A 21617-nucleotide genomic window follows, 5' to 3' on the forward strand; every position below is an offset into this window, starting at 1 on the left:
ACCCCGTACGCCCAGTACCGCCCGCCCGTTCCCGGGTGAGGGAAGCCCGCAGTGCCTCACGGCGCTGCGGGCTTTTGCCTTGCCCGGCGGCCCCGGCACTGTTTATAGTCAACCTGACTATTAAAGGGGGTCGGCATGAGCCGGACCGGGTACGCGGGCCCGTACGACCCGTCGGCCTTCGAGCCGTTCGCGGTGACCGTCGACCTGGCCGTGTTCACCGTGCGCCGCGGAGCCCTGCACGTGCTGCTGATCCGGCGCGGCCAGGAGCCGTACGCGGGGGCCTGGGCGCTGCCCGGCGGGTTCGTCCTGCCCCGGGAGTCCGCGGAGACAGCCGCGCGCCGCGAACTGGCCGAGGAGACCGGTCTGTCGGAGCGGGTCGTGGCGGCGCTCCACCTGGAGCAGCTGCGCACGTACAGCGAGCCGGACCGGGATCCCCGGATGCGGGTGGTCTCGGTGGCCTTCACGGCGCTCGTGCCGGACCTGCCGGAGCCGGCGGCGGAGGGCGGCGGGGACGCGGCGCACGCCCGCTGGCTGGCGCTGGGGGAGGTCGCGGACCTGGCCTTCGACCACGCGGTGATCCTGGCGGACGCGCGGGAGCGGATCGGCTCGAAGCTGGAGTACACCTGCCTGGCCACCGCGTTCTGCCCGCCCGAGTTCACCCTGGGGGAGCTCCAGCGCGTCTACGAGACGGTCTGGGACACCGCCCTCGACCGCCCCAACTTCCGCCGCAAGGTCCTCGCGACGCCGGGGTTCGTCGAGGCCGTTCCGGGCGCTGCCCGGCTGACCGGGGGCCGCGGCAAACCGGCGGCCCTCTACCGGCCCGGACCGGCCACCACGCTCCATCCCCCTCTGCTCCGACCGGAAGGAACCACCCGATGACGAAGCGAGCCGCGACGGGCGCGCTGATCGGCCTGGCCCTGGGCGACGCCCTCGGCTTCCCGACCGAGTTCAACGACGTGCCGTCGATCCTGGCCAAGACGGGCCCGTGGCGGGAGATGCCGCTGCCCCGCCCGGCGATCGTCACGGACGACACCCAGATGACCCTCGCCCTGGCACGCGGCATACGGACGGCCATGGACCGGGGCCGGGTGGGACCGCTGCGCCTCGCCCGCCCGGTCCGGGAGGAATTCGTCGACTGGTACCACTCGCCGGAGAACAACCGCGCCCCGGGCAACACCTGCCTGCGGGCCTGCTCCCTGCTGAACCACCCGGAGCGGGACTGGCGGGACGCCAGCCAGATCGGCTCCAAGGGCTGCGGGGCCAACATGCGGGTGGCCCCGGTGGGGCTGGTGCCGGGCTGGACGGAGGAGGAGCGGGCGGGCGCGGCCCAGCTCCAGTCGGCCCTCACCCACGGCCATCCGACGGCGCTCGCGGCCTCCGACCTGACGGCGCGGGCGGTGTACCTGCTGGCCGCGGGCACCGAGGTGACGGGCCTGGTGGGCCACCTGCGCTCGTACGCCCTGGAGAACCGCACCCGCTACCACGAGCGCTGGCTCGGGGACCTCTGGCAGCGGAGCGCCTCCGACGCCTCGCCGGAGTCCTTCATCGCGCGCGGCTGGGACGACTGCCTGGCGGTCCTGGACCGCCTGGCGGCCGCGCTGCGGTCCCCCTCCCCGGAGACCGACCCCTGCCTGACCACGGGCGACGGCTGGATCGCCGAGGAGGCCCTCGCCACCGCGCTGCAGTGCTTCCTCCTCTTCCCCGAGGAGCCCCTGCTGGCCCTGCGCCGCGCGGCCTGCACGGCGGGCGACTCCGACTCCATCGCCTGCCTCGCCGGCGCCTTCGCCGGAGCCCACCTCGGCGCGGACGTCTGGCCCCGCGACTGGGAGGGCCGCATCGAGTACCGCGACGAACTCCTGGCCTTCGGCGCCCTCTGGGACGCGTGACCCATGCTGGACGCACTGAGTCTCGACCTGACCCCCGTCGTGGCGGAGCAGCCCGACCCGTTGCTCTTCGCCACGGTCTCGGGCGCCCACCTGTACGGTTTTCCGTCCCGGGACTCCGACATCGACCTGCGGGGCGCCCACCTCCTCCCGGCGCGGGCCCTCCTGGGCCTGCGCGAACCGGAGGAGACCCGCACCCGCATGTGGGACCGGGACGACGTGGAGATGGACCTCGTCACGCACGACCTGCGCAAGTTCGTCCGCCTGATGCTGAACCGCAACGGCTACGTGCTGGAGCAGCTACTCTCCCCGCTCGTGGTGCACACGACGCCGGCGCACGCGGAGCTGATCGCGCTGGCCCCGGGCGTCCTGACCTCCCACCACGCCCACCACTACCGGGGCTTCGCCAACACCCAGTGGCGGCTCTTCGAGAAGGCCGCCGAACTCAAGCCGCTGCTCTACGCGTTCCGGGCCCTGCTCACCGGCATCCACCTGATGCGGTCGGCCGAGGTGCAGGCGCACCTGCCGACCCTGCTGGCCGAGGTGCCGGAGGCACCCTCGTACCTGGCCGCCCTGATCGAGGCCAAGGTGGCCGCCGAACACGGGGGCTACGAGGGTCCGGCCGTCGGCGGGGTGCGGGAGGACTTCCAGGCACTGCACGCGGTGCTGGACGCGGCGCAGTCCGGCTCCGCGCTGCCCGAGCACGGGTCGGCGTACGACGCGCTCGACGAGTTCGTCGTACGGCGGCGCGTGCTACGCGGCTGACGCGCGGCGGGTGCGGACGAGGAAGTCCTGCACGCGGGCGCGGTCCGGTTCCGCGGACAGGGGAGTACGGGCCAGGGCCGTCTCGGTCTCCTCCTGGAGGCGGGTCATCCAGGCGTCGACCTCGTCCCAGGTGAGCTCCCCGCGGCGGACCGCGAGGAGGCGGTCGCGGTGCGGGCGGGCGTCGATGGTCAGGCGGCCCGTGCGCAGGAGGTCGCGGCAGGACAGCAGCAGGCGCAGCAAGTGCATGGCGTGCTTCCAGCGCGGGGCGCCGTGGACGCGGACGTCCGCGAGGAGTTTGCCGCGCTGGGAGGCCGCGTACCGGCTGAAGCTGGTGTGGGCCCGGCGGGAGAGGAAGGCCCCGCGCAGGGAGATCAGTTCCTCGCCGACCGGGGTCAGCACCTCCACCAGCGGGGAGTGCAGGCACTCCAGGACGTTCGGGTTGGCCCGCAGGGCCAGTTCGCAGAAGCGCTCCAGCTCCCAGGAGAACTGCTCGTCCCGCGGGCCCTCCACGTGCGCGGGGGGCTTCTCGAACCGCCAGAACAGCGGGGTCGGGGCGAGGTAGACACCGCGCCGGTCGGTGTCGCTCGCCTCCGTCGCCAGCCCGAACGCCCGGGAGCCCATCACGCACCGGTAGACCGTGTGGTCCCGTACCAGCGTCAGATCGTCCATCCGGGGAGGGTATGCAGCACGCCCCGCGCTAGGCCAGCGAGATACTGCCGTCCGCCGCGACCTTGATCTCCTTCTCCGGCAGCGGGCGGGTGGCCGGTCCCTTGACCACCGCGCCGTCCGCGACCTGGAAGGTGCTCTGGTGGCAGGGACAGTCGATGGTGCCGTTCGCCACCTTGTTCACGAGGCAGCCCTGGTGGGTGCAGACCGCCGAGAAGCAGCGGAAGGACCCGGCCGTGGGCTGGGTGATCACGAGCTTCTGGTCCTTGAGGATCGTGCCGCCGCCCACCGGTACGTCCGCCGCCTTGGCGATGGCCGCCGAGGCTCCCGCGCCGGTGTCCGGGGCGACGGGCGGGGTGGCCGGGCCGCTCGGCTCGTTCCGGGGGGCCTTCTCGCCGTCACCGTCACCGCAGGCGGTGAGCGCGCCTCCGGCCAATGCGGCCGCGCCGGCCGCCAGTACCGTGCGCCGGGCGGTGTGCGTGGGGTCGCTCATGAGGGTCTCCTCGCTTGTGGCCGGATGGGGCGAGCAGCATCCTGGCCTGCGACCGGCTCCAGGAGAAGCTTGCCGCGCCGTTTCACCGGCCCGGTTGCCATGGGGCCAGTGAGGCAGGACTGCCCGGTGTGCGTACGACTTCCCACACGTGGACCACGGCGTCCCGGTTCAGCGGACCGTGGACGTGCGGGTAGCGGCCGCCCGATTCACCCTCCCGGCGGACCTCGTGGGCCAGTGCGGCCTCGTCGAGCTCCACCGCGAGCAGGGTCCCCGGCACCCCGCGGTAGTGGGCGTCGGCGATGTCGAGCGCCGTCGCACGGTCCGCCGAACAGTGCACGAAGCCCTCGGAGTCCAGCGAGGGCGGGGCGTACGGGAGCTCGGGCGCGGCGGTCCAGTCGGCGAGGGGGACGATGTGGAAGATCATGCCGATCGTTCTACCCCAGCGGCCGCGCACGGCCGCGCCAGGCGGCGGCGAAGATGCCGTCCGGTCGGCTGGAGGACATCATCGAGCAGCAGAACCGGTAGCAGCCGCCGCGCGAGGCCCGGCCGATGCCGATGTCCACCGGACGGGCCGCCGGGCCCTCGCGCCGTACGGGCTGGCTACCCTGGCCAGGCAGTCCCGTCGCCGTGCCGTACGCAACCCTGGAGCGCCCCGTGAGAACCGCCGTCGTCATCGGAACCGGACTGATCGGCACCTCCGCGGCGCTCGCGCTGTCCGCCCGCGGGATCACCGTGCACCTCGCCGACCACGACCCGGCCCAGGCCCGTACGGCGGCCGCCCTCGGCGCCGGCACCGACGAGGCGCCGCAGAGCCAGGTCGACCTCGCGATCGTCGCCGTGCCGCCGGCCCACGTGGCCACGACGCTGGCCGACCTGATCGGACGCGGGGTGGCACGGGCGTACGTGGACGTGGCGAGCGTCAAGGGCGGGCCGCGGCGGGAGCTGGCGGCGCTCGGCGTGGACGCCACCGCGTACATCGGGACGCACCCGATGGCCGGCAAGGAGCAGTCGGGACCGCTCGCCGCCACGGCGGACCTCTTCGAGGGCCGGCCATGGGTGCTGACCCCGACCCCGGACACGGAGCACGAGGTGCTGAACCTCGCGCTGGAGCTCGTGGCCCTGTGCCGGGCCGTACCGGTGGTGATGGACGCGGACGCGCACGACCGGGCGGTGGCGCTGGTCTCGCACACCCCGCAGCTGGTCTCCAGCATGGTCGCGGCCCGGCTGGAGGACGCCGACGAGACGGCGGTCCGGCTGTGCGGGCAGGGCATCCGGGACGTGACCCGGATCGCGGCCTCCGATCCGCGGATGTGGGTGGAGATCCTGTCGGCCAACCCGGGGCCGGTGGCGGACGTCCTCGCCGGGATCGCGGCCGACCTGGAGGAGACCGTGGAGGCGCTACGGGGCCTCCAGTCGGCCGACGTGGAGAAGCGGCGCGGCGGCGCGGCGGGCATCGAGGACGTGCTGCGGCGCGGGAACGCGGGCCGGGTGCGGGTGCCGGGCAAGCACGGCGCGGCGCCGATGGTCTACGAGACGGTGGCGGTGCTCATCTCCGACCAGCCGGGGGAGCTGGCGCGGATCTTCGCCGATGCGGGACGGGCGGGGGTCAACATCGAGGACGTGCGGATCGAGCATGCGACGGGGCAGCAGGCGGGGCTCGTGCAGTTGATGGTGGAGCCGCGGGCCGTGGCCGGCCTCACGGCCGAGCTGCGGGAGCGGGGCTGGGCGCTGCGGCAGCAGTAGCGGGTCGGGCGGGGCACCGTTGCCGGGGGCGCCGCCCCCGGACCCCCGCGCCTCAAACGCCGGCGGGGCTGGAGTTGCGCGGCGGGGCTGAAAGATCGGGGCTCCGCCCCGGACCCCGCGCCTCAAACGCCGGCGGGGCTGGATTTGCGCGGCGGAGCTGGATTTGCCGGGCGGGGTCGGGGGGTGTTCGGGGCCGGTAACCTTGGGGAGGGGCGCTTTGCCGCGCCCGGACACGTACGCGCAACCAGGAAGGTGCCCGCACCGTGGAAACCGTAGCTCCGTCCGCCGTGATCGTCGCCATCGACGGTCCCTCCGGCACGGGCAAGTCCAGCACCTCCAAGGCCGTGGCCGCCAAGCTCGGGCTGCGCTACCTGGACACCGGTGCCCAGTACCGGGCCATCACCTGGTGGATGATCACCAACGGTGTCGACACCGACGACCCGCAGGCCATCGCGGTCGCCGCCGGCAAGCCCTCCATCGTGTCCGGCACCGATCCGGCCGCGCCCACCATCACCGTGGACGGACTCGACGCCGCGGGGCCGATCCGGACCCAGGAGGTCACCTCCAAGGTCAGCGCCGTCAGCGCCGTCCCCGAGGTGCGCACCCTCATCACCGAGCTGCAGCGCTCCATCGCCGCCCAGGCGGCCGAGGAGGCGGAGGGCATCGTCGTCGAGGGCCGGGACATCGGTACCACCGTCCTGCCCGGCGCCGACCTCAAGGTCTTCCTGACCGCCTCCGCCGAGGCGCGCGCCGCCCGGCGCAACGGAGAGCTCCGCGGCAAGGAGGCCGCCGGTCTCGCGGCCACCAAGGAGGCGCTGATCAAGCGCGACGCGGCGGACTCCGGCCGCAAGACCTCCCCGCTGGCCAAGGCCGGCGACGCCGTCGAGGTGGACACCACCGAGCTCACGCTCGACCAGGTCATCGAGTGCATCGTGACCTTGGTGGAAGAGAAGCGGGCGGGCCGCAAGTGAGCGAAGCGCCCTCCCTCAAGGGTGCGGCGGTCGGCAGGCGCATCGGCGTCGGGCTCATGTACGGGCTGTGGAAGCCGCGCGTGCTCGGTGCCTGGAAGGTGCCCGTCTCGGGCCCCGTCATCCTTGCCGTGAACCACTCCCACAACATCGACGGCCCCATGGTCATGGGCACCGCGCCGAGGCCGCTGCACTTCCTGATCAAGAAGGAAGCGTACGTGGGCCCGCTCGGCCCCTTCCTCGAAGGGATCGGGCAGGTCAAGGTCGACCGCGCCGGCGTCGACCGGACGGCGATAAGCCGCGCGCTCGGCGTGCTCGACAATGGAGGGGCCCTGGGGATATTTCCCGAGGGCACCCGCGGTGAGGGAGACTTCGCCTCGCTGCGCGCGGGTCTGGCGTACTTCGCGGTCCGCAGCGGCGCGCCGATCGTGCCCGTCGCCGTCCTCGGCAGCACCGAGAACCGCGGAAAGCTGATCCCGGGGCTGCCGCCCTTCAAGAGCCGGGTCGACGTCGTCTTCGGCTCGGCCTTCGACGCGGGCGACGGCACCGGCCGCCGTACCCGTACCGCGCTGGACGAGGCCACCGTACGCATCCAGGACCGGCTGACCGCCCACTTGGCCGACGCGAAGCGCCTCACCGGGCGCTGAGCGAGACTTGACCTAGTAGTGGAACCGCGCTGCGCGGGCACCACCGATCACCACGAACGACGAGGAACGGACTTCATGAACGACCAGCACGACCACGGAGCACTTGGCGATGCCGAGTACGCGGAGTTCATGGAGCTCGCCGCGGAAGAGGGCTTCGACATCGAGGACGTCGAAGGCGCGATCGAGGCGGCGGGTCACGGGCCGCTGCCCGTCCTCGCCGTCGTCGGCCGCCCGAACGTCGGCAAGTCCACCCTGGTGAACCGGATCATCGGCCGCCGCGAGGCGGTCGTCGAGGACAAGCCCGGCGTCACCCGCGACCGCGTCACGTACGAGGCCGAATGGGCCGGCCGGCGCTTCAAGGTCGTCGACACCGGCGGCTGGGAGCAGGACGTCCTCGGCATCGACGCCTCCGTCGCCGCCCAGGCCGAGTACGCCATCGAGGCCGCCGACGCGGTCGTCTTCGTCGTGGACGCCAAGGTCGGCGCCACCGACACCGACGAGGCCGTCGTCCGCCTGCTGCGCAAGGCGGGCAAGCCCGTCGTCCTGTGCGCCAACAAGGTCGACGGCCAGAGCGGCGAGTCCGACGCGGCCTCCCTGTGGTCGCTGGGCCTCGGCATGCCGCACCCGGTCTCCTCGCTGCACGGCCGCGGTACCGGCGACATGCTCGACGCCGTCCTGGAGGCCCTGCCGGAGGCCCCCGCGCAGACCTTCGGCGCCGCCGCCCCCGGCGGCCCGCGCCGCATCGCGCTGATCGGCCGCCCCAACGTCGGCAAGTCCTCGCTGCTCAACAAGGTGGCGAAGGAGGACCGCGTCGTCGTCAACGAGCTGGCCGGCACCACCCGCGACCCGGTCGACGAGCTGATCGAGCTCGGTGGCATCACCTGGAAGTTCGTCGACACCGCCGGCATCCGCAAGAAGGTCCACCTTCAGCAGGGCGCCGACTACTACGCCTCCCTGCGTACGGCCGCCGCCGTCGAGAAGGCGGAGGTCGCGGTGATCCTGATCGACACCACCGAGAACATCAGCGTCCAGGACCAGCGCATCATCACGATGGCCGTCGAAGCGGGCCGCGCGATCGTGATCGCGTACAACAAGTGGGACGAGCTCGACGAGGAGCGCCGCTACTACCTCGAGCGCGAGATCGAGACCGAGATGCAGCAGGTCTCCTGGGCGCCCCGGGTGAACGTCTCGGCGCTCACCGGCCGCCACATGGAGAAGCTGGTCCCGGCGATCGAGACCGCCCTCGCGGGCTGGGAGACGCGCGTCCCCACCGGTCGGCTGAACGCCTTCCTCGGTGAGGTCGTCGCCGCCCACCCGCACCCGATCCGCGGCGGCAAGCAGCCCCGCATCCTGTTCGGTACCCAGGCGGGGAGCAAGCCGCCGCGGTTCGTCCTCTTCGCCTCCGGCTTCCTGGAGCACGGCTACCGGCGCTTCATCGAGCGCCGGCTGCGCGAGGAGTTCGGCTTCGAGGGCACCCCGATCCACATCTCGGTGCGGGTGCGCGAGAAGCGCGGCGCCCAGCACAAGAAGAAGTAGCCGCGAGGCGCCCCGTCAGGGTCAGTAACCTCGGCGCGGAGCGGGCGGCAGGGCCGCCGGGACGTGTGTCATCCCGGTCTGGTGCTGCCGCCCGCCGGCGTATCCGGGGCTGCCCGCGTACGAGTACGCCGGCTGCGGCTGCGGGGTGTACGAGGGCTGCCAGGCGTCGGTCTGCTGCCATGCGGAACCGTTCCAGCCGCTGCCGTACGCGCTGCCGCCGGTGGAGGCGCCCCCGTAGGAGAAGGCCGTGAACCCGAGGTCCTCCTCGCCCGTACGGTCGCCCGGCAGGGCCCGGAAGGCGCGCAGGTACTCCGAGTACAGCGTGTCGTAGATCGGGGTGTGCGAGACGGCCGGAGAGCTGTCCCGGTCGCGTGCCGGGCGCATCGCGGGGACGGTGCTCGGATAGGACGGGGCGCGGGAGGAGTCGTATGAATGCACGTATCAGCCAACGAAACCGGCGCCCTGCGGATGCGGGGTGACGGGGCAGGAAACGCAGATCGCCGGGGGTGCGCGGGACGGACCGCACACCCCCGGCGCACGCCGCCCGGCCCCCTCGGCGGGGGCTGAGCGGCCTTGAGGCCGCTTGGGCGGCCGTTCCGGGTCCGGCTGGGGATCAGGCGCCGGGCGTACCCGCCAGGGGCATCGCGGCGGCCACGAGCTTGCCGGCGGCGGCGGCCTTGTCCAGCGCGTCGCGCAGCAGGTCCTCACGGGGCTGCTGGCCGATGGAGCCGACCGGCGCGGCGTAGATGAGCACGCGCTGGGTCTTGTTGACGGCGGCCCGCCAGCCGTCGGTGACCGACAGCGCCTGGTGCGCCTGCCACCAGGCGACCTGGCCGCCGCCCTCGGTGCCCGGCTGCAGAACGGCGTGCAGCTGGCCGCCGGCGAGCAGGACCGACCAGCCGCCCAGGGTGGTGGGGAGCTCGGCGGTGTCGGTGACCGGGATGAAGCCCTGCTCGATGAGGAGCGGCAGGAAGTCGTCACCGGGGCCGTCGCTGCCGGGGCGGGCGATCGGCGCGGTCGGCTCGACGACCAGGGCGGGGTGCAGTTCGCCGCCGATCAGGATCAGGCCGCTGGTGATGCCGAGGACGGCCTGGCCGCCGGGCACGTTCTGCGGGACGTTCGCGCCGGCCGAGGCAGCGGCGGGGGCGGCGGTGGGGGCCGGGCTGTCGCCGGTGATGCTGCGGACGGCTCCCTGGAGCTGCTCCTCGGAGACGGAGACGACCTGCGAGGGGATGCAGGCGGCGTGGGCGAAGGCGAGGACGGCGGTCTCCTCGCCGACGAACAGCACCGTGCTGGTGCGGTCGCTCTCCGGGTCGCCCGGGGTGCGGCAGGAGGTGCAGTCGTAACTGCGCGGCGCGTCGTCGCCGACGAGCAGCCTGTCGGCTTCTTCGTCACCGATCTCGGCACGTACCTCATCACTGACGTCGAGCATGCGCGGCACGGGGTGACTCCTCGGCATAGGTGCGGGTCCGGGGGGCTCCCGGCTCGCCGGGCTCAACGGGGCAGTGGCGGCCCGGGTCACGCCATTGGAGGGAACGGATTCGAACCGGGCCCCCGGAAGAGTGAACCGTCCGACCGGAGCTTTCCTTTCGTGCCAACTCTTTTCTGGTTGTGCGCAGTTGATGGTCGGGTGTGCTCGTCTGGTCCGGGGTGACGGGTCGGCCGACCGGGTGGGGCGCCGTGACCAGCCGCGTGGTGGGCCGAGAAGGCGACGGGCGGCTGCGTAGCGTGACCCGATGCCCAACCTCCGGATCCGCCGGTCCGCCGGTGCAGCCGCCGCCACCGCTGTCGCCGTGCTGGTGCTCGCACTCCCCAGCGGCGTGGCGGCCTCGGCGCCGCCGCCTCCCGCGCCCGGGCCGGCGGGGGCGGCGCACCCCGGCTCTCCGGGTGTGATCGGGGACGGGCCGGGGGACTGCGGACCGGGCGGGGAGTGGCCCTGGGACTGCGTGGCCGACTGCGAGAGCGGCGGCCGGTGGGCCGTCAACACAGGCAACGGCTTCTACGGCGGGCTGCAGTTCCGGCAGCCGACGTGGGAGGAGTACGGCGGACTGGCGTTCGCGAAGCGGGCCGACCTGGCGAGCCGCGGGCAGCAGATCCGGGTCGCCGAGGACGTCCTCGACCGGCAGGGGTGGAACGCGTGGCCCGTGTGCTCGAAGAGGTACGGGCTGGCGGGGCGGATGCACCCGGTGCGGGCGGGGGACACGCTGGTGTCGATCGCCCGCGAGCACCGGGTCCGGGGCGGGTGGCGGGCGCTGTACGAGGCGAACCGGGCGCTGATCGGGCCGAGGCCGGGAGCGATCGCGGTGGGCATGCTGCTGGCCGTGCCGGAGCCCGCCCCGGAGCCGTCCGCTCCGCCGGTTCCGGCCGGGCCGAAGCCCCCGTCCCCCACGGTGCCGTCCCCCGCCGCGCCGACGCCGACGCCTCCGCCGGCTAAGGCTCCGACCCCGGCGCCGGCCGCTGCGTCGCCTCCCCGCTGAACACCAGCCGTCCGCGCGTTGCGCGATGCCGTGAAGACGCTGACTCTGGAAGCATCGAGCCGACGCGCTCGCTCGGACACCGGTGGTGAGCCAGATGGTCCAGAGCAGACACCCACGTGCCACCGCCTGGGCGGCGGCCGCAGTCCTGCTGGTCGTACCAGCCGTCACGGGATGTTCCGGAGACTCGGACCGGGGAGGACAGGGAGCCACGGGCCTGCCTCCCGCCGTGGCCCCCGTCACGCCGACCACCGACGGCCCCACGGCCCCCGCCGACCCCGAGGCCGCCAAGGAGCGGATCGAGGAGAACTGGACCACCGCCTTCGACCCGGAGACCTCCACGGAGGAGAAGGTCAAGGTGCTGGAGCAGGGCGACAGGCTCGCGCCGCTGCTGGTCCGCTTCGCGGCCGATCCCAACGCGGCCAAGGCCTCCGCCGAGGTCAGGGACATCGCCTTCACCTCGCCCACCGAGGCCCGGGTGACGTACGACCTGCTCGTCGACGGCTCCCCCGCACTGCCCGGCAGCAAGGGGACCGCGGTGCTCGAGGACGGAGTCTGGAAGGTGTCGGCCAAGACGCTCTGCGGGCTCGTCGAGCTCAGCGGCCATGCGGCGCCGGCGCCGTGCTGAGACCTGCTGCTCGCGGCGCTGCTGACGGCGAGTGCCGCCTGCGGGAGCCGACTGCCCGAGGCGCGTTCTTCAATGGCACGGCCCTCGACGGCACGGTCCGCCCCGCGCCGAGCCCGTCCGGGTCGGCGTCATCGCCAGCGTCACCAGTCCCGTCGGCGGTGACGCCTTCACCGGCCCCGGTGAAGGAGCCCGCGCGTACTTCGCCGCCCTGAACGCCCGTGGCGGGCTCGGCGGCTGGGGCGGCACCCTCTGCAACGGCACCGAGGTGTACCGGTACTTCAAGCACGAGCAGGGCACCCGGACGGCGACCGTGCTCTCCTAGGAGGCGCCCCGGCCGCGCTGGCAGACTCGGGGGATGCTCGATACCTCCGCACGACTGCTGCGCCTGCTGTCACTGTTGCAGGCCCGCCGCGAATGGACCGGGGCCGATCTCGCGGACCGCCTCGGGGTCACCGCGCGGACGGTCCGGCGCGATGTGGACCGGCTGCGGGAGCTGGGGTATCCGGTGAACGCCAGCCCCGGCACCGGGGGCGGCTACCAGCTGGGGGCGGGGGCCGAGCTGCCGCCGCTGCTGCTGGACGACGACGAGGCCGTGGCCGTCGCCGTCGGGCTGCGGACCGCCGCCGGAAACGGGGTCGAGGGGATCGGGGAGGCCTCCGTACGGGCCCTCGCGAAGCTGGAGCAGGTGCTGCCGTCGCGGCTGCGGCGCAGGGTGTCCGCGCTCAACGAGTTCACCGTGCCGATGCTGCGCGGGGCCCAGCGGTCCACCGTGGACGCCTCGGTGCTGACCGAGCTGGCCTCCGTCTGCCGGGACGGCGAGCGGCTGCGCTTCGCGTACCTGGACCACGAGGGCAACGTCAGCCGCCGCACCGTCGAGCCGCACCGGCTGGTGTGCACCGAGCGGCGCTGGTACCTGGTCGCCTGGGACGTGGACCGGGAGGCGTGGCGGACCTTCCGCGCCGACCGGATCGAGCCCAGAGCGCCGCACGGACCGCGCTTCACTCCGCGCCCGCCGCCGGCCGAGGACCTCGCCGCGTACGTCTCGCAGGGCGTGTCGCAGGGGGTGTACGCCGCCCGCGCGGTGGTGCGGCTGAAGGTTTCCGCGCAGGAGGCGGCGGGGGTCATCGGGCCGAGCGACGGAGTCCTGGAACCGGTCGACGGGCAGAGCTGCCTGCTGCGCACCGGGGCGGTGAACCTGGACGTTCTGGTGATTCACCTCATGTTGCTCGGTTGTGAGTTCGAAGTGGTCGAGCCGCCGGAGCTGACGGATCGGATCAGGGCCGGGCGCGATCTCCTGGCGAGGGCTGTGGACCCGGCGAAGTGAAGGAAATGTAGGGGACCTGAGGGGGATTCAGCTGGTCTGGTCCATGGGGCTCGTGGCAATGTCCGACAGGAATTGCGCGGTAACTCGGCGGAAATCCCGAACCGGCTGTTCGCCGGGCGTGTCGCGGACCGGAAAACAATTTGCGACTGTAGATATTCTGTGACACAAGCGTGACCCGGGACGGACGAACGTCCAGGCGTGGCGCTGACGAACGACGAAGGCGGGCCGGGTCAGTGACCCGGCCCGCCTTCGTCTCGCGGGGTGAGGTGGTGCGTACCGCCCCCGCGGTGGGAGCGTCAGCCGCCGGCGACCGGGCGTGCCGCGGTCCCCCGGGCGGTGGCCCGCTCGGTGTGCACCGGGCGGCGGCTGCCGACCGGGGTGACCGGGGTCCGCTCGGAGCGGATCAGGTGCGGCCGTCCGGCCGGGTGCGTGGCGGGCCGCGGCGCCGGGGTGTGCCCGAGGGCGCCGCCGGCCGGGGCGGGGATCACGACCGGCTCCTCGACGGTGTCGGCGACGCGCCGGAGCTGCCACTTGCCGCCCGCCGAGAGCAGCGGGGTGAGCGCGGAGACGACCGGCGCGGGCATCCGCCCGGTCTCGGCGCGGCGGCGCAGCAGCTCGCGGACGTCGAAGACGTAGGCCTCGGCCCGAGCGATGAGCGGCTCGAACCAGGGGAGGGCCAGCAGGATCAGCAGGCCCGCGGACCAGCCGAGCAGGACATCGCTGACCCAATGCGTACCGAGGTACACGGTGGTGGCGCCGACGCTCAGCGAGACGACCGCGGACACCACGGACAACACCCGCCGGGTGACCACGGTCGAGGCCAGGTAGGCCAGGATTCCCCAGGTCACGACGGCGTTGGCGGTGTGGCCGGAAGGGAATATATCGCCGCCCGCGAAGAGTTCGGCGGATCCGATCTCGGTGGCGTAGTGCGGGCCGAGCCGGCCGAGGCCGAGCTTGACGGACCCGACGGTGACGTTGAGCAGCAGCAGCGCCACGCCGAGGGTGATCAGCGGGCGCAGGGTGTGCTGGCGCCAGGAGCGCCAGCCGAGCCAGGCGGCGACCATGACCGCGGTGGGACCGCGCTGGCCGAGCACGACGAGGTAGTCGAGGAAGGCGTGCAGCTGCGGCCACTGTTCGTAGGGCCGGAAGAACATGACCTGCCAGTCCAGGCGGACCAGCCAGGAAGTGGTCAGTACGGCCACCACGATTGCGAGATAGAAGACGAGGGTCGATCCCAGGAGTACGACGCGATGCCGGCTCATCTGCGGGGTTTGCAGATGAGCCGGTCGCTCTGGTTCCCGGTCCAGCCGGGCGAAGACCCGCTCCAGACGGGTCAGGATTTGGTCGGTACGCACTCAATCGACGTTACCGCGCGTCGATGGTCGGCCCGGGCGAATCGCGGGCTTTGTGATGACCATGTGATGTGGAGTTGGTCTCACGCGGAACTTAATTCCCGGTATTCAGGCTGCGGTTGGACCCGTTTTGATCCACCGTCCCGGCAATTCCTTCGACCACTTACCCGGGATTTATTGCCCCACGTCATTTCCTTTGCCGAACGGTGGCTGGAAATGATCCGTTCCGTGATGTCGGTGCTCTAGGGAGGACCCGAGCCGTTCAGCCAGAACGCCCCGTAGAGCGCCGAAGCCAGGGCCGCCGCTGCCAGCACCAGGGCCGCCCGCCGGGTCCGCCACCGGGCCAGCGCCACCGCCGGCGGCAGCAGCAGCGGGAAGGCCGGCAGCAGCAGCCGGGGCTTGGAGCCGAAGTAGCCGGACGCGCACAGCGCCAGCGCCACGACGATCCCGCAGTACACGAGCAGCGGCGCCGGCTGCCGCTGCCGTACGCACTGCCCGTACAGCCACAGCACCAGCACCACCCCCGCGATCAGCCCCACCCCGGCGAGGAAGGCGGACGAGGCCAGCTTCGCCCCGATGAAGCGGGCGAAGGCCCAGCCGCCGTCGAAGCCGTTGCCCCAGCCGGCCTGCACGTCCAGGTACCCGAGGAGCCCGCCCCCGGTGCGCGCGCCGACCCACAGCACGTACGCCGCCATCCCCATCGGAGCCAGCAGCGCACCCGCCACCACCCGCCAGGACCGCTCCCCGCGCCGCCAGGCCAGTACGGCGGCCACCCACACCGCCGCGACCACCGCCGCGCCGACCGGGCGGGTCAGTCCCGCCCCCGCCGCGAGCAGGCCTGCCGTCAGCCACCGGCCGCGCAGGGCCCCGTACAGCGTCCAAGCGGCGAGTGCGGTGAACAGCGACTCGCTGTACGCCATGGACTGCACGATCCCGACGGGCAGCGCCGCCCACACCGCGACGGCGAGCACCCCGGCCCGGCGGCCGTGCAGCAGATCGGCCACCGCGAAGATCCCCCAGGCCGCGGCGAGCCCGGCGACCGCCGACACCACCAGGCCGGCGGAGCCGTACGAGAGTCCGGTCGCCGCCGACACCAGCCGTTCCAGCCACGGCAGCAGCGGGAAGAAGGCCAGGTTCGAGTGAACGTCACCGTTCGGGAGGACCACCTCGTAGCCGTACCCCTCGGCGGCGATGCGGGCGTACCAGAGCGAGTCCCAGCGCGCCGACAGCAGCGTGTGCGGGCTGCTGCCGACCACCGCACCCCACACCCCGAGCACGGTCAGCCCGAGCAGCCGGACCGCCGCGAACACGGTCAGCGCGGGCGCGGCCCGGCGAAATCCAAGATCTTTCACGGGCATGATTATCGGTGGCGCCGGACCCTGGCCGGGGCCGGGGACCACGGGCCGTGAGCGGGCGTGTACGCGGGGGAGGATGCGGGTGGGGGGAGTGGCGTACGACACACGGGGGCCGTCGCGGGGATGAGAGCTTGGCCACGTGTCGGACAGACGAACTCGCGTACGCTGACCGTTCACTCGCGTGTCGATGCCGGACCCCGTTGGACGCCGCACAGCGCACCACCCCCCGTGGCTCCACAAGACGCTGGTCCGCCGAGCGCGAGGGATCACCTGGGAGGTACATGCATGTCGGGGACGAACGCGGCCGGGGTCGGAACCCCTTCCCCCTGGCAGCGGCTCAGCGCGGCTTCCGGCGGGGCCAACCGCTGGGTCGTCCTGGCGGTTCTCTGCGTCAGCCTGGTCCTCGTCGCGCTCGACGCGACGATCCTGCACGTCGCCGTCCCCTCCGTCACCGAGGACCTGCGCCCCGGCCCGATCGAGCTCCTGTGGATCGTCGACGCCTACCCGCTGGTCTGCGCCGCGCTGCTCATCCTCTTCGGCACCCTCGGTGACCGGGTCGGCCGCCGCCGCGTCCTCCTCCTCGGCTACGGACTCTTCGGCGTCGCCTCCGCGATAGCCTCGCTCGCCGACAACGCCCAGGTCCTCATCGCCGCGCGCGCCCTGCTCGGCATCGGCGGCGCGATGATCATGCCCGCCACCCTGTCGATCCTGCGCCAGGTCTTCCCCGACCGGCGGGAGCGGGCGGTGGCCATCGGCATCTGGACCGCCGTCGCGGCGATCGGCGCGGCCGGCGGCCCGGTCCTCGGCGGCTTCCTCGTCGAGCACTTCTGGTGGGGCTCGGTCTTCCTCATCAACATCCCGCTGATGGCGCTGATCCTGCCGCTCGGGCGGTGGCTGCTGCCGGAGTCGCGCGGCACCGCGGACGGGCCGTGGGACGTGCTCGGCGCGCTGATGGCCGCCGCGGGTGTGCTCGGTTCGGTGCTCGGGATCAAGCGGCTGGGCGCCGAACGCCAGCTCCTCGATGCCGAGGCGCTGGTCCCTCTGCTGGTCGGGGCGGCGCTGCTCGTGCTGTTCGTACGGCGGCAGAAGCGGCGCGCGCACCCGCTGATCGACATGCGGATGTTCTCCCGTGTCGCCTTCTCCACCTCGGTGGGCTGCATCGTGCTCGCCATGCTGGCGCTCGTCGGCCTGGAGCTGATCGCGGTCCAGTACCTCCAGCTCGTGCTGAAGCTCAGCCCGCTGGAGACCGGCCTGCGGCTGTTGCCGCTGACCTTCGCCGCTATGGCCGCGGGCGCCACCGGGTCGTACACCCTGGGCCGGGTCGGGCCGCGCGCGATGGTCTCGCTGGGCTTCCTGCTGACGGCCTTCGCCGTGCTGCTGCTGACGCTGATGGGCCAGCAGGACCGGCCGCTGCTGCTGACGGTCGGTTTCATCCTGCTCGGCTTCGGGCTGCAGACGACGCTGTTCGCCGCGTACGAGTCGATGCTGAGCGAGGCCCCGGCGGCCACCGCGGGCGGCGCGGCGTCGATCGGCGAGACCTCGTACCAGCTGGGCGCGGGCATCGGCATCGCGCTGCTGGGCAGCGTGATGAACGCGGCGTACCGGCCGGGGCTCGTGGGGGTGCCGGGGGTTTCGGCGGCGGACTCGGCGGGCGCCGCGAACTCTCTGGGCGAGGCCTACCAGATCGCCGCGGGGCTCGGGGGGCCGGCGGGGGCCTCGCTGTACGCCGCGGCGCGGCACTCCTTCGTGCACGGGCTGCACGTGACGCTGCTGGTGAGTGCGGGGCTGCTGTTGGCGGGGGCGGTGATGGCGCTGAAGCTGCCGCGGGCGATGGACTGTGGGGCGGGGGAGAGTGCCGAGGTGGAGGCGGAGGCGGTCGTGGTGCGGTTGCCCGTGCAGGCGGCCGGGGAGCAGCGGGCGGCTTCGGTGGAGAGTGCGACGCGCTGACCGCGTGCGGTGTGGTGCGGTGCGGCGCGGCGCCGTTGCCGGGGGCGCTGCCCCCGGACCCCCGCGCCTCAAACGCCGGCGGGGCTGAAAGATCGGGGCTCCGCCCCGGACCCCGCGCCTCAAACGCCGGCGAGGCTCGATTTGCCCGGCGGGGCTGAGAGATCGGGGCTCCGCCCCGGACCCCGCGCCTCAAACGCCGGCGGGGCTGGATTGGTGCGGCGGGGCTGGGTTGGGGCGGGCGGGGCTGGATTTGGGGGGCGGAGGCGCATAGCGTCGGCTGGGCGTGAAAACTTGCGCTGCTAGGTTCTGTCTCAGGCCGCCGGGAGGCCCAGTGTCCGCGTTCCTGCCCCATGATCCGCTCGGGCTCGACGAGCTCCTCGGGCCCGAGGACCTCGCCGTCCGGGACACCGTTCGCCAGTGGGCCGCCGACCGGGTGCTGCCGGACATCGCCCAGTGGTACGAGAGCGGCGAGCTGCCGGCGATCCGGGAGCTGGCCCGGGAGCTCGGTGCCATCGGGGCGCTCGGGATGTCCCTCCAGGGCTACGGATGTGCCGGCGCCAGCGCCGTGCAGTACGGCCTCGCCTGCCTGGAGCTGGAGGCCGCCGACTCCGGCATCCGCTCGCTGGTCTCCGTACAGGGGTCGCTGGCGATGTACGCGATCTGGAAGTACGGCTCCGAGGAGCAGAAGCAGCGCTGGCTGCCCGGCATGGCCGCGGGCGAGCTGATCGGCTGCTTCGGGCTGACCGAGCCCGATGTGGGATCGGACCCCGCCGCGATGCGGACCTACGCCAAGCGCGACGGCGGCGACTGGGTGCTGAACGGGCGCAAGATGTGGATCACCAACGGTTCCGTCGCGGCGGTCGCCGTCGTGTGGGCGCAGACCGACGAGGGGATCCGCGGATTCGCGGTGCCCACCGACACCGCCGGGTTCTCCGCGCCGGAGATCAAGCACAAGTGGTCCCTGCGGGCCAGTGTCACGAGCGAGCTCGTGATGGACGACGTGCGGCTGCCGGCCGACGCGGTGCTGCCGGAGGTCACCGGGCTCAAGGGCCCGCTCGGCTGCCTCAGCCACGCGCGGTACGGGATCATCTGGGGATCCATGGGCGCGGCGCGCGCCAGTTTCGAATCCGCCCTCGACTACGCGAGGACGCGGGAGCAGTTCGGCAAGCCGATCGGCGGCTTCCAGCTCACCCAGGCCAAACTGGCGGACATGGCCCTCGAACTCCACAAGGGCATCCTGCTCGCCCACCACCTGGGCCGTCGGATGGACGCGGGCACCCTGCGGCCGGAGCAGATCAGCTTCGGCAAGCTCAACAACGTCCGCGAGGCCATCGACATCTGCCGTACCGCGCGGACCATCCTCGGTGCCAACGGGATCTCCCTCGAATACCCCGTCATGCGGCACGCCACCAACCTCGAATCGGTCCTCACCTACGAGGGCACCGTCGAGATGCACCAGCTCGTGCTGGGCAAGGCGCTCACCGGGCTCGACGCCTTCCGGTGAGGGCCCTGCCTAGCTCTGGTTGAAGAAGTCGCGCGAGCGGCCGCCGGGCTCGCCGCTCACGATCTGGGTGTCGGCCGGGGTCAGCAGGAAGACCCTGGTCGCCACCCGCTCGATCGAACCGCGCAGGCCGAAGGTCAGACCGGCCGCGAAGTCGACCACGCGCTTGGCGTCGCCCGGGTCCATCGACGACAGGTTCACGATCACCGGGACCCCGTCGCGGAACAGCTCGCCGATGCCCCGCGCGTCACGGAAGCCGTCCGGGGTGACCGTCGCGATCCGACGGCCGTGCTCCACGGCCGACTCGGATGCCACCTTGACCCGGGGGTCGGTCACCCACTGCTCGCCGGGGCCGGCCACCGAACCCTGCGCGGCCTCCGCGTAGTCGTCGTCGTAGTAGCGCTCGTCGTCGCTGTCCTCCACGAGACCCAGCCAGGCACTCGCCTTGCGCACCGAACCCATGGACTGCCTCCTTTCACCGCGGTCAGTCTGTCTTCTCTCCGCTGCCCCTATGCTCGTCCATGATGCTGACAACGCGCCAAGTGGATAGTCGCCGCGCAGGGGTTTCGTGACGGTACTGGTGCAGAACATCCGTTGCACGGTCAAGGGTCCTGGTGGCTACCACTGCTGACTGAGTGAAAATACGACCGCCGCCGCCGTGCGGGTGAGCGATGGGGACGTACGGGTGAAAGACGCGGGTCGATACGATGCCCCGCAGGTACGCGTACGACACACGGGGGAAGCAGCTTGTTCGGCATCGTCAGACCTTGCACGCACCGGCTGGGGGAGCGGTTCAAGGCGGAGTGGATGGCCCATCTGTGCGGGCTGTGTCTGGCACTTCGGGGGGACCACGGACAGTTCGCCCGGATCGTCACCAACTACGACGGGCTGCTCGTATCCGTTCTGACGGAGGCTCAGGCCGGTCCCGCGCCCGGTGCCCGGCGCACCGCGGGGCCCTGCCCCCTGCGCGGCATGCGCACCGCCTCGGTGGCCCGGGGCGAGGGTGCGCGGCTCGCGGCCGCCGTCTCGCTCGTCCTCGCCTCCGCGAAGGTGCGCGACCACGTGGCCGACCGCGACGGGCTGTTGGCCCGCGCCCCCATCGCCGCGGCCGCCCGCAAGGTGGCCCGCGGCTGGGACCGGGCCGGTGCCCGTACGGGGGCCTCGCTCGGCTTCGACACGGCGGTGCTCGTCGACGCCGTGGACCGGCAGGCGGGCATAGAGACGCTGGCGGGCCCCGGCACGCCGGTGCTCGTGGTGACCGAGCCGACGGAGACGGCGACGGCCGCCGCCTTCGCGCATACCGCGCAGCTGGCCGGACGTCCAGGCAACGCCCCCGCGCTGGCCGAGGCGGGCCGCTACTTCGGGCGGCTCGCGCACCTGCTGGACGCGGTGGAGGACCAAGGCGCCGACGCCGCGGCGGGCGCCTGGAACCCGCTCACCGCCACCGGGACCTCGCTCACCGAGGCCCGCAGGCTCTGCGACGACGCCCTGCACGGCATCCGGCTCGCGCTGCGCGAGGTCGAGTTCGCGGACGCGGGGCTCGCCCACCGGCTGCTCGTGCACGAGCTGCGCACCTCGGTGGACCGGGCCTTCGGGACCAGCAGCTGCGGCCACACGGCGACCGCCTCGGCCGGTCAGGGCGGCGGCCCGTACGCGGGCGGCCCGTACGCGGGCGGCCCGCACACGGTCGACAACCCCTACGGCGCGACGCCGTACGGTGCGAATCCGTACGGCGGGAACCCCTACGGCGGCAACCCCTACGCCCCGGGAGCCCCCCAGGCCCCCGGCGGGCCGGGCATGCCGCCGCCCATGGGGCCCGGCGGTGGCGGCGGCGGTGGCGGCGGTCTGCCCCCGCAGCGGCCGCGGCGCGGGCTGCTCGCGGGCTGCGCGGTGGCCATCGGGCTGTTCTGCACCTGCCAGATGTGCTGCACCGAGTACGAGGGTCCGTGGTCGCGCCAGCGGCGCGAGCCCCTCTGCGACGCCGGTGACTGCTGCGACGGGTGCGACTGCTGCAGCAACTGTGGCTGCGATGGGTGCTGCTGCTGCCCCTGCGACGGCTGCTGAGGTCCTTTCAGATCGCACAGGTCCGGACGGCGTACGCGGGGATTCCCGTCCGGACCGGCGTGGAAGGGTTCAGCGGCATGAACGATGACGCGGACGATCCGCACGCCACCCGGCGCCGCACGGGGCACCCCTACCCGGAAGGTCGAATTCCGGCCGTTCCGGGGCGCTGGCGCACGACCGGGGCCGGTGTGGCGCTGACCGTACGCGTCGCCGACCCCGGCTTCCCTTTCCCGAAGCGCGACATACCGGGCGCGCGGGGCGCGATCACCGC

22 protein-coding genes and 1 pseudogene are annotated in these 21617 nt (G+C 73.1%); 14 read left to right on the plus strand and 9 right to left on the minus strand.

From position 1 onward, the window contains the following. Nucleotides 1–135: 135 nt before the first annotated feature. Genes ACZ4TV_RS12990 through ACZ4TV_RS13000 form a run of 3 tightly spaced genes read left to right on the plus strand, consistent with a single transcriptional unit; the run spans nt 136 to nt 2648 of the window. Nucleotides 136–879, plus strand: a complete 744-nt coding sequence (locus ACZ4TV_RS12990; RefSeq protein ID WP_468133788.1) for an NUDIX hydrolase — start codon at nt 136–138, stop codon at nt 877–879. Beyond that, nucleotides 876–1886 carry an ADP-ribosylglycohydrolase family protein gene (locus ACZ4TV_RS12995; protein WP_468133790.1) on the plus strand — a complete coding sequence of 337 codons (1011 nt, stop codon included), beginning with the start codon at nt 876–878 and terminating at the stop codon, nt 1884–1886. The genes ACZ4TV_RS12990 and ACZ4TV_RS12995 overlap by 4 nt, the downstream gene beginning before the upstream one ends. A gap of 3 nt (nt 1887–1889) precedes the next feature. Then, on the plus strand, nt 1890–2648 hold the full coding sequence (locus tag ACZ4TV_RS13000; RefSeq protein ID WP_468133792.1) for a nucleotidyltransferase domain-containing protein: 759 nt from the start codon (nt 1890–1892) through the stop codon (nt 2646–2648). On the opposite strand, the gene ACZ4TV_RS13005 is transcribed toward ACZ4TV_RS13000, so the two are convergent. From ACZ4TV_RS13005 to ACZ4TV_RS13020, 4 genes are all read right to left on the minus strand, one after another. Beyond that, nucleotides 2637–3317, minus strand: a complete 681-nt coding sequence (locus tag ACZ4TV_RS13005) for a nucleotidyltransferase domain-containing protein (protein WP_468133794.1) — start codon at nt 3315–3317, stop codon at nt 2637–2639. The two genes, ACZ4TV_RS13000 and ACZ4TV_RS13005, sit on opposite strands and share 12 nt — an antisense overlap. Nucleotides 3318–3345: 28 nt before the next feature. Then, nucleotides 3346–3807 carry a Rieske (2Fe-2S) protein gene (locus ACZ4TV_RS13010; protein ID WP_468133796.1) on the minus strand — a complete coding sequence of 154 codons (462 nt, stop codon included), beginning with the start codon at nt 3805–3807 and terminating at the stop codon, nt 3346–3348. A gap of 82 nt (nt 3808–3889) precedes the next feature. After that, nucleotides 3890–4231: a DUF952 domain-containing protein gene (locus ACZ4TV_RS13015; protein ID WP_468133798.1), complete on the minus strand. Its 342-nt coding sequence runs from the start codon at nt 4229–4231 to the stop codon at nt 3890–3892. Nucleotides 4232–4241: 10 nt separating this feature from the next. Further along, nucleotides 4242–4481 carry a hypothetical protein gene (locus ACZ4TV_RS13020; protein WP_468133800.1) on the minus strand — a complete coding sequence of 80 codons (240 nt, stop codon included), beginning with the start codon at nt 4479–4481 and terminating at the stop codon, nt 4242–4244. Between ACZ4TV_RS13020 and ACZ4TV_RS13025 the strand changes: the two genes are divergently transcribed. The 4 genes from ACZ4TV_RS13025 (at nt 4462) to der (ending at nt 8701) form a co-directional block, all read left to right on the plus strand. Beyond that, nucleotides 4462–5550: a prephenate dehydrogenase gene (locus tag ACZ4TV_RS13025; RefSeq protein ID WP_468133802.1), complete on the plus strand. Its 1089-nt coding sequence runs from the start codon at nt 4462–4464 to the stop codon at nt 5548–5550. The genes ACZ4TV_RS13020 and ACZ4TV_RS13025 overlap by 20 nt on opposite strands. 263 nt (nt 5551–5813) lie before the next feature. Next, nucleotides 5814–6521 carry a (d)CMP kinase gene (cmk, locus tag ACZ4TV_RS13030; RefSeq protein WP_468133804.1) on the plus strand — a complete coding sequence of 236 codons (708 nt, stop codon included), beginning with the start codon at nt 5814–5816 and terminating at the stop codon, nt 6519–6521. A gap of 56 nt (nt 6522–6577) precedes the next feature. Continuing rightward, nucleotides 6578–7165, plus strand: coding sequence for a lysophospholipid acyltransferase family protein (locus tag ACZ4TV_RS13035; protein ID WP_468134099.1), 588 nt, complete (start codon nt 6578–6580; stop codon nt 7163–7165). A gap of 75 nt (nt 7166–7240) precedes the next feature. Further along, a complete protein-coding gene (der, locus tag ACZ4TV_RS13040) occupies nt 7241–8701 on the plus strand; it encodes a ribosome biogenesis GTPase Der (protein WP_468133806.1) in 1461 nt (486 codons plus the stop codon). A gap of 21 nt (nt 8702–8722) precedes the next feature. Here the strand turns inward: der and ACZ4TV_RS13045 are convergent, their stop codons facing one another. After that, nucleotides 8723–9139, minus strand: coding sequence for a hypothetical protein (locus ACZ4TV_RS13045; protein WP_468133808.1), 417 nt, complete (start codon nt 9137–9139; stop codon nt 8723–8725). A 175-nt stretch (nt 9140–9314) separates the two neighbouring features. Beyond that, on the minus strand, nt 9315–10142 hold the full coding sequence (locus tag ACZ4TV_RS13050; protein WP_468133810.1) for a hypothetical protein: 828 nt from the start codon (nt 10140–10142) through the stop codon (nt 9315–9317). A 295-nt stretch (nt 10143–10437) separates the two neighbouring features. Between ACZ4TV_RS13050 and ACZ4TV_RS13055 the strand changes: the two genes are divergently transcribed. The 4 genes and pseudogenes from ACZ4TV_RS13055 to ACZ4TV_RS13070 all read left to right on the plus strand — a co-directional run bounded on the left by ACZ4TV_RS13055 (nt 10438) and on the right by ACZ4TV_RS13070 (nt 13127). After that, the gene (locus ACZ4TV_RS13055; protein WP_468133812.1) at nt 10438–11178 is read left to right on the plus strand and encodes a LysM peptidoglycan-binding domain-containing protein; all 741 of its coding nucleotides are present in this window, start codon (nt 10438–10440) and stop codon (nt 11176–11178) included. A 226-nt stretch (nt 11179–11404) separates the two neighbouring features. Further along, a complete protein-coding gene (locus ACZ4TV_RS13060) occupies nt 11405–11803 on the plus strand; it encodes an MTB12 C-terminal domain-containing protein (RefSeq protein ID WP_468133814.1) in 399 nt (132 codons plus the stop codon). Between the two features lie 3 nt (nt 11804–11806). Then, nucleotides 11807–12122: pseudogene (locus ACZ4TV_RS13065) on the plus strand (hypothetical protein); the annotation flags it as partial. A gap of 36 nt (nt 12123–12158) precedes the next feature. Then, nucleotides 12159–13127 carry a helix-turn-helix transcriptional regulator gene (locus tag ACZ4TV_RS13070; protein WP_468133816.1) on the plus strand — a complete coding sequence of 323 codons (969 nt, stop codon included), beginning with the start codon at nt 12159–12161 and terminating at the stop codon, nt 13125–13127. A gap of 296 nt (nt 13128–13423) precedes the next feature. Here ACZ4TV_RS13070 and ACZ4TV_RS13075 read toward each other — a convergent pair whose 3' ends face one another. Both ACZ4TV_RS13075 and ACZ4TV_RS13080 read right to left on the minus strand, forming a co-directional pair. Continuing rightward, the gene (locus ACZ4TV_RS13075; RefSeq protein ID WP_468133818.1) at nt 13424–14482 is read right to left on the minus strand and encodes a phosphatase PAP2 family protein; all 1059 of its coding nucleotides are present in this window, start codon (nt 14480–14482) and stop codon (nt 13424–13426) included. Between the two features lie 239 nt (nt 14483–14721). Then, nucleotides 14722–15837, minus strand: coding sequence for a hypothetical protein (locus ACZ4TV_RS13080; protein WP_468133820.1), 1116 nt, complete (start codon nt 15835–15837; stop codon nt 14722–14724). A 282-nt stretch (nt 15838–16119) separates the two neighbouring features. Here ACZ4TV_RS13080 and ACZ4TV_RS13085 point away from each other — a divergent pair, with 282 nt between their 5' ends. After that, nucleotides 16120–17781: an MFS transporter gene (locus ACZ4TV_RS13085; protein WP_468133822.1), complete on the plus strand. Its 1662-nt coding sequence runs from the start codon at nt 16120–16122 to the stop codon at nt 17779–17781. Between the two features lie 331 nt (nt 17782–18112). Continuing rightward, nucleotides 18113–19285: an acyl-CoA dehydrogenase family protein gene (locus ACZ4TV_RS13090; RefSeq protein ID WP_468133824.1), complete on the plus strand. Its 1173-nt coding sequence runs from the start codon at nt 18113–18115 to the stop codon at nt 19283–19285. A gap of 9 nt (nt 19286–19294) precedes the next feature. On the opposite strand, the gene ACZ4TV_RS13095 is transcribed toward ACZ4TV_RS13090, so the two are convergent. Further along, the gene (locus ACZ4TV_RS13095) at nt 19295–19744 is read right to left on the minus strand and encodes a cell division protein SepF (RefSeq protein WP_319731194.1); all 450 of its coding nucleotides are present in this window, start codon (nt 19742–19744) and stop codon (nt 19295–19297) included. A gap of 285 nt (nt 19745–20029) precedes the next feature. Between ACZ4TV_RS13095 and ACZ4TV_RS13100 the strand changes: the two genes are divergently transcribed. After that, nucleotides 20030–21346, plus strand: a complete 1317-nt coding sequence (locus ACZ4TV_RS13100) for a DUF5685 family protein (protein ID WP_468133827.1) — start codon at nt 20030–20032, stop codon at nt 21344–21346. Nucleotides 21347–21617: the final 271 nt, after the last annotated feature.

Source organism: Streptomyces sp. NPDC028910 (assembly GCF_055564955.1).

Bases quoted from the DNA above. Each gene is read 5' to 3' on its own strand.
- ACZ4TV_RS13015 (WP_468133798.1), bottom strand. From the start codon at position 4,231: ATGATCTTCCACATCGTCCCCCTCGCCGACTGGACCGCCGCGCCCGAG.
- ACZ4TV_RS13070 (WP_468133816.1), top strand. From the start codon at position 12,159: ATGCTCGATACCTCCGCACGACTGCTGCGCCTGCTGTCACTGTTGCAG.
- ACZ4TV_RS13020 (WP_468133800.1), bottom strand. From the start codon at position 4,481: ATGACGACGGCGGTTCTCACGGGGCGCTCCAGGGTTGCGTACGGCACG.
- ACZ4TV_RS13080 (WP_468133820.1), bottom strand. From the start codon at position 15,837: ATGCCCGTGAAAGATCTTGGATTTCGCCGGGCCGCGCCCGCGCTGACC.
- ACZ4TV_RS13095 (WP_319731194.1), bottom strand. From the start codon at position 19,744: ATGGGTTCGGTGCGCAAGGCGAGTGCCTGGCTGGGTCTCGTGGAGGAC.
- ACZ4TV_RS13005 (WP_468133794.1), bottom strand. From the start codon at position 3,317: ATGGACGATCTGACGCTGGTACGGGACCACACGGTCTACCGGTGCGTG.
- ACZ4TV_RS13000 (WP_468133792.1), top strand. From the start codon at position 1,890: ATGCTGGACGCACTGAGTCTCGACCTGACCCCCGTCGTGGCGGAGCAG.
- ACZ4TV_RS13055 (WP_468133812.1), top strand. From the start codon at position 10,438: ATGCCCAACCTCCGGATCCGCCGGTCCGCCGGTGCAGCCGCCGCCACC.
- ACZ4TV_RS13035 (WP_468134099.1), top strand. From the start codon at position 6,578: ATGTACGGGCTGTGGAAGCCGCGCGTGCTCGGTGCCTGGAAGGTGCCC.
- der (WP_468133806.1), top strand. From the start codon at position 7,241: ATGAACGACCAGCACGACCACGGAGCACTTGGCGATGCCGAGTACGCG.
- ACZ4TV_RS13085 (WP_468133822.1), top strand. From the start codon at position 16,120: ATGTCGGGGACGAACGCGGCCGGGGTCGGAACCCCTTCCCCCTGGCAG.
- ACZ4TV_RS12995 (WP_468133790.1), top strand. From the start codon at position 876: ATGACGAAGCGAGCCGCGACGGGCGCGCTGATCGGCCTGGCCCTGGGC.
- ACZ4TV_RS12990 (WP_468133788.1), top strand. From the start codon at position 136: ATGAGCCGGACCGGGTACGCGGGCCCGTACGACCCGTCGGCCTTCGAG.
- ACZ4TV_RS13010 (WP_468133796.1), bottom strand. From the start codon at position 3,807: ATGAGCGACCCCACGCACACCGCCCGGCGCACGGTACTGGCGGCCGGC.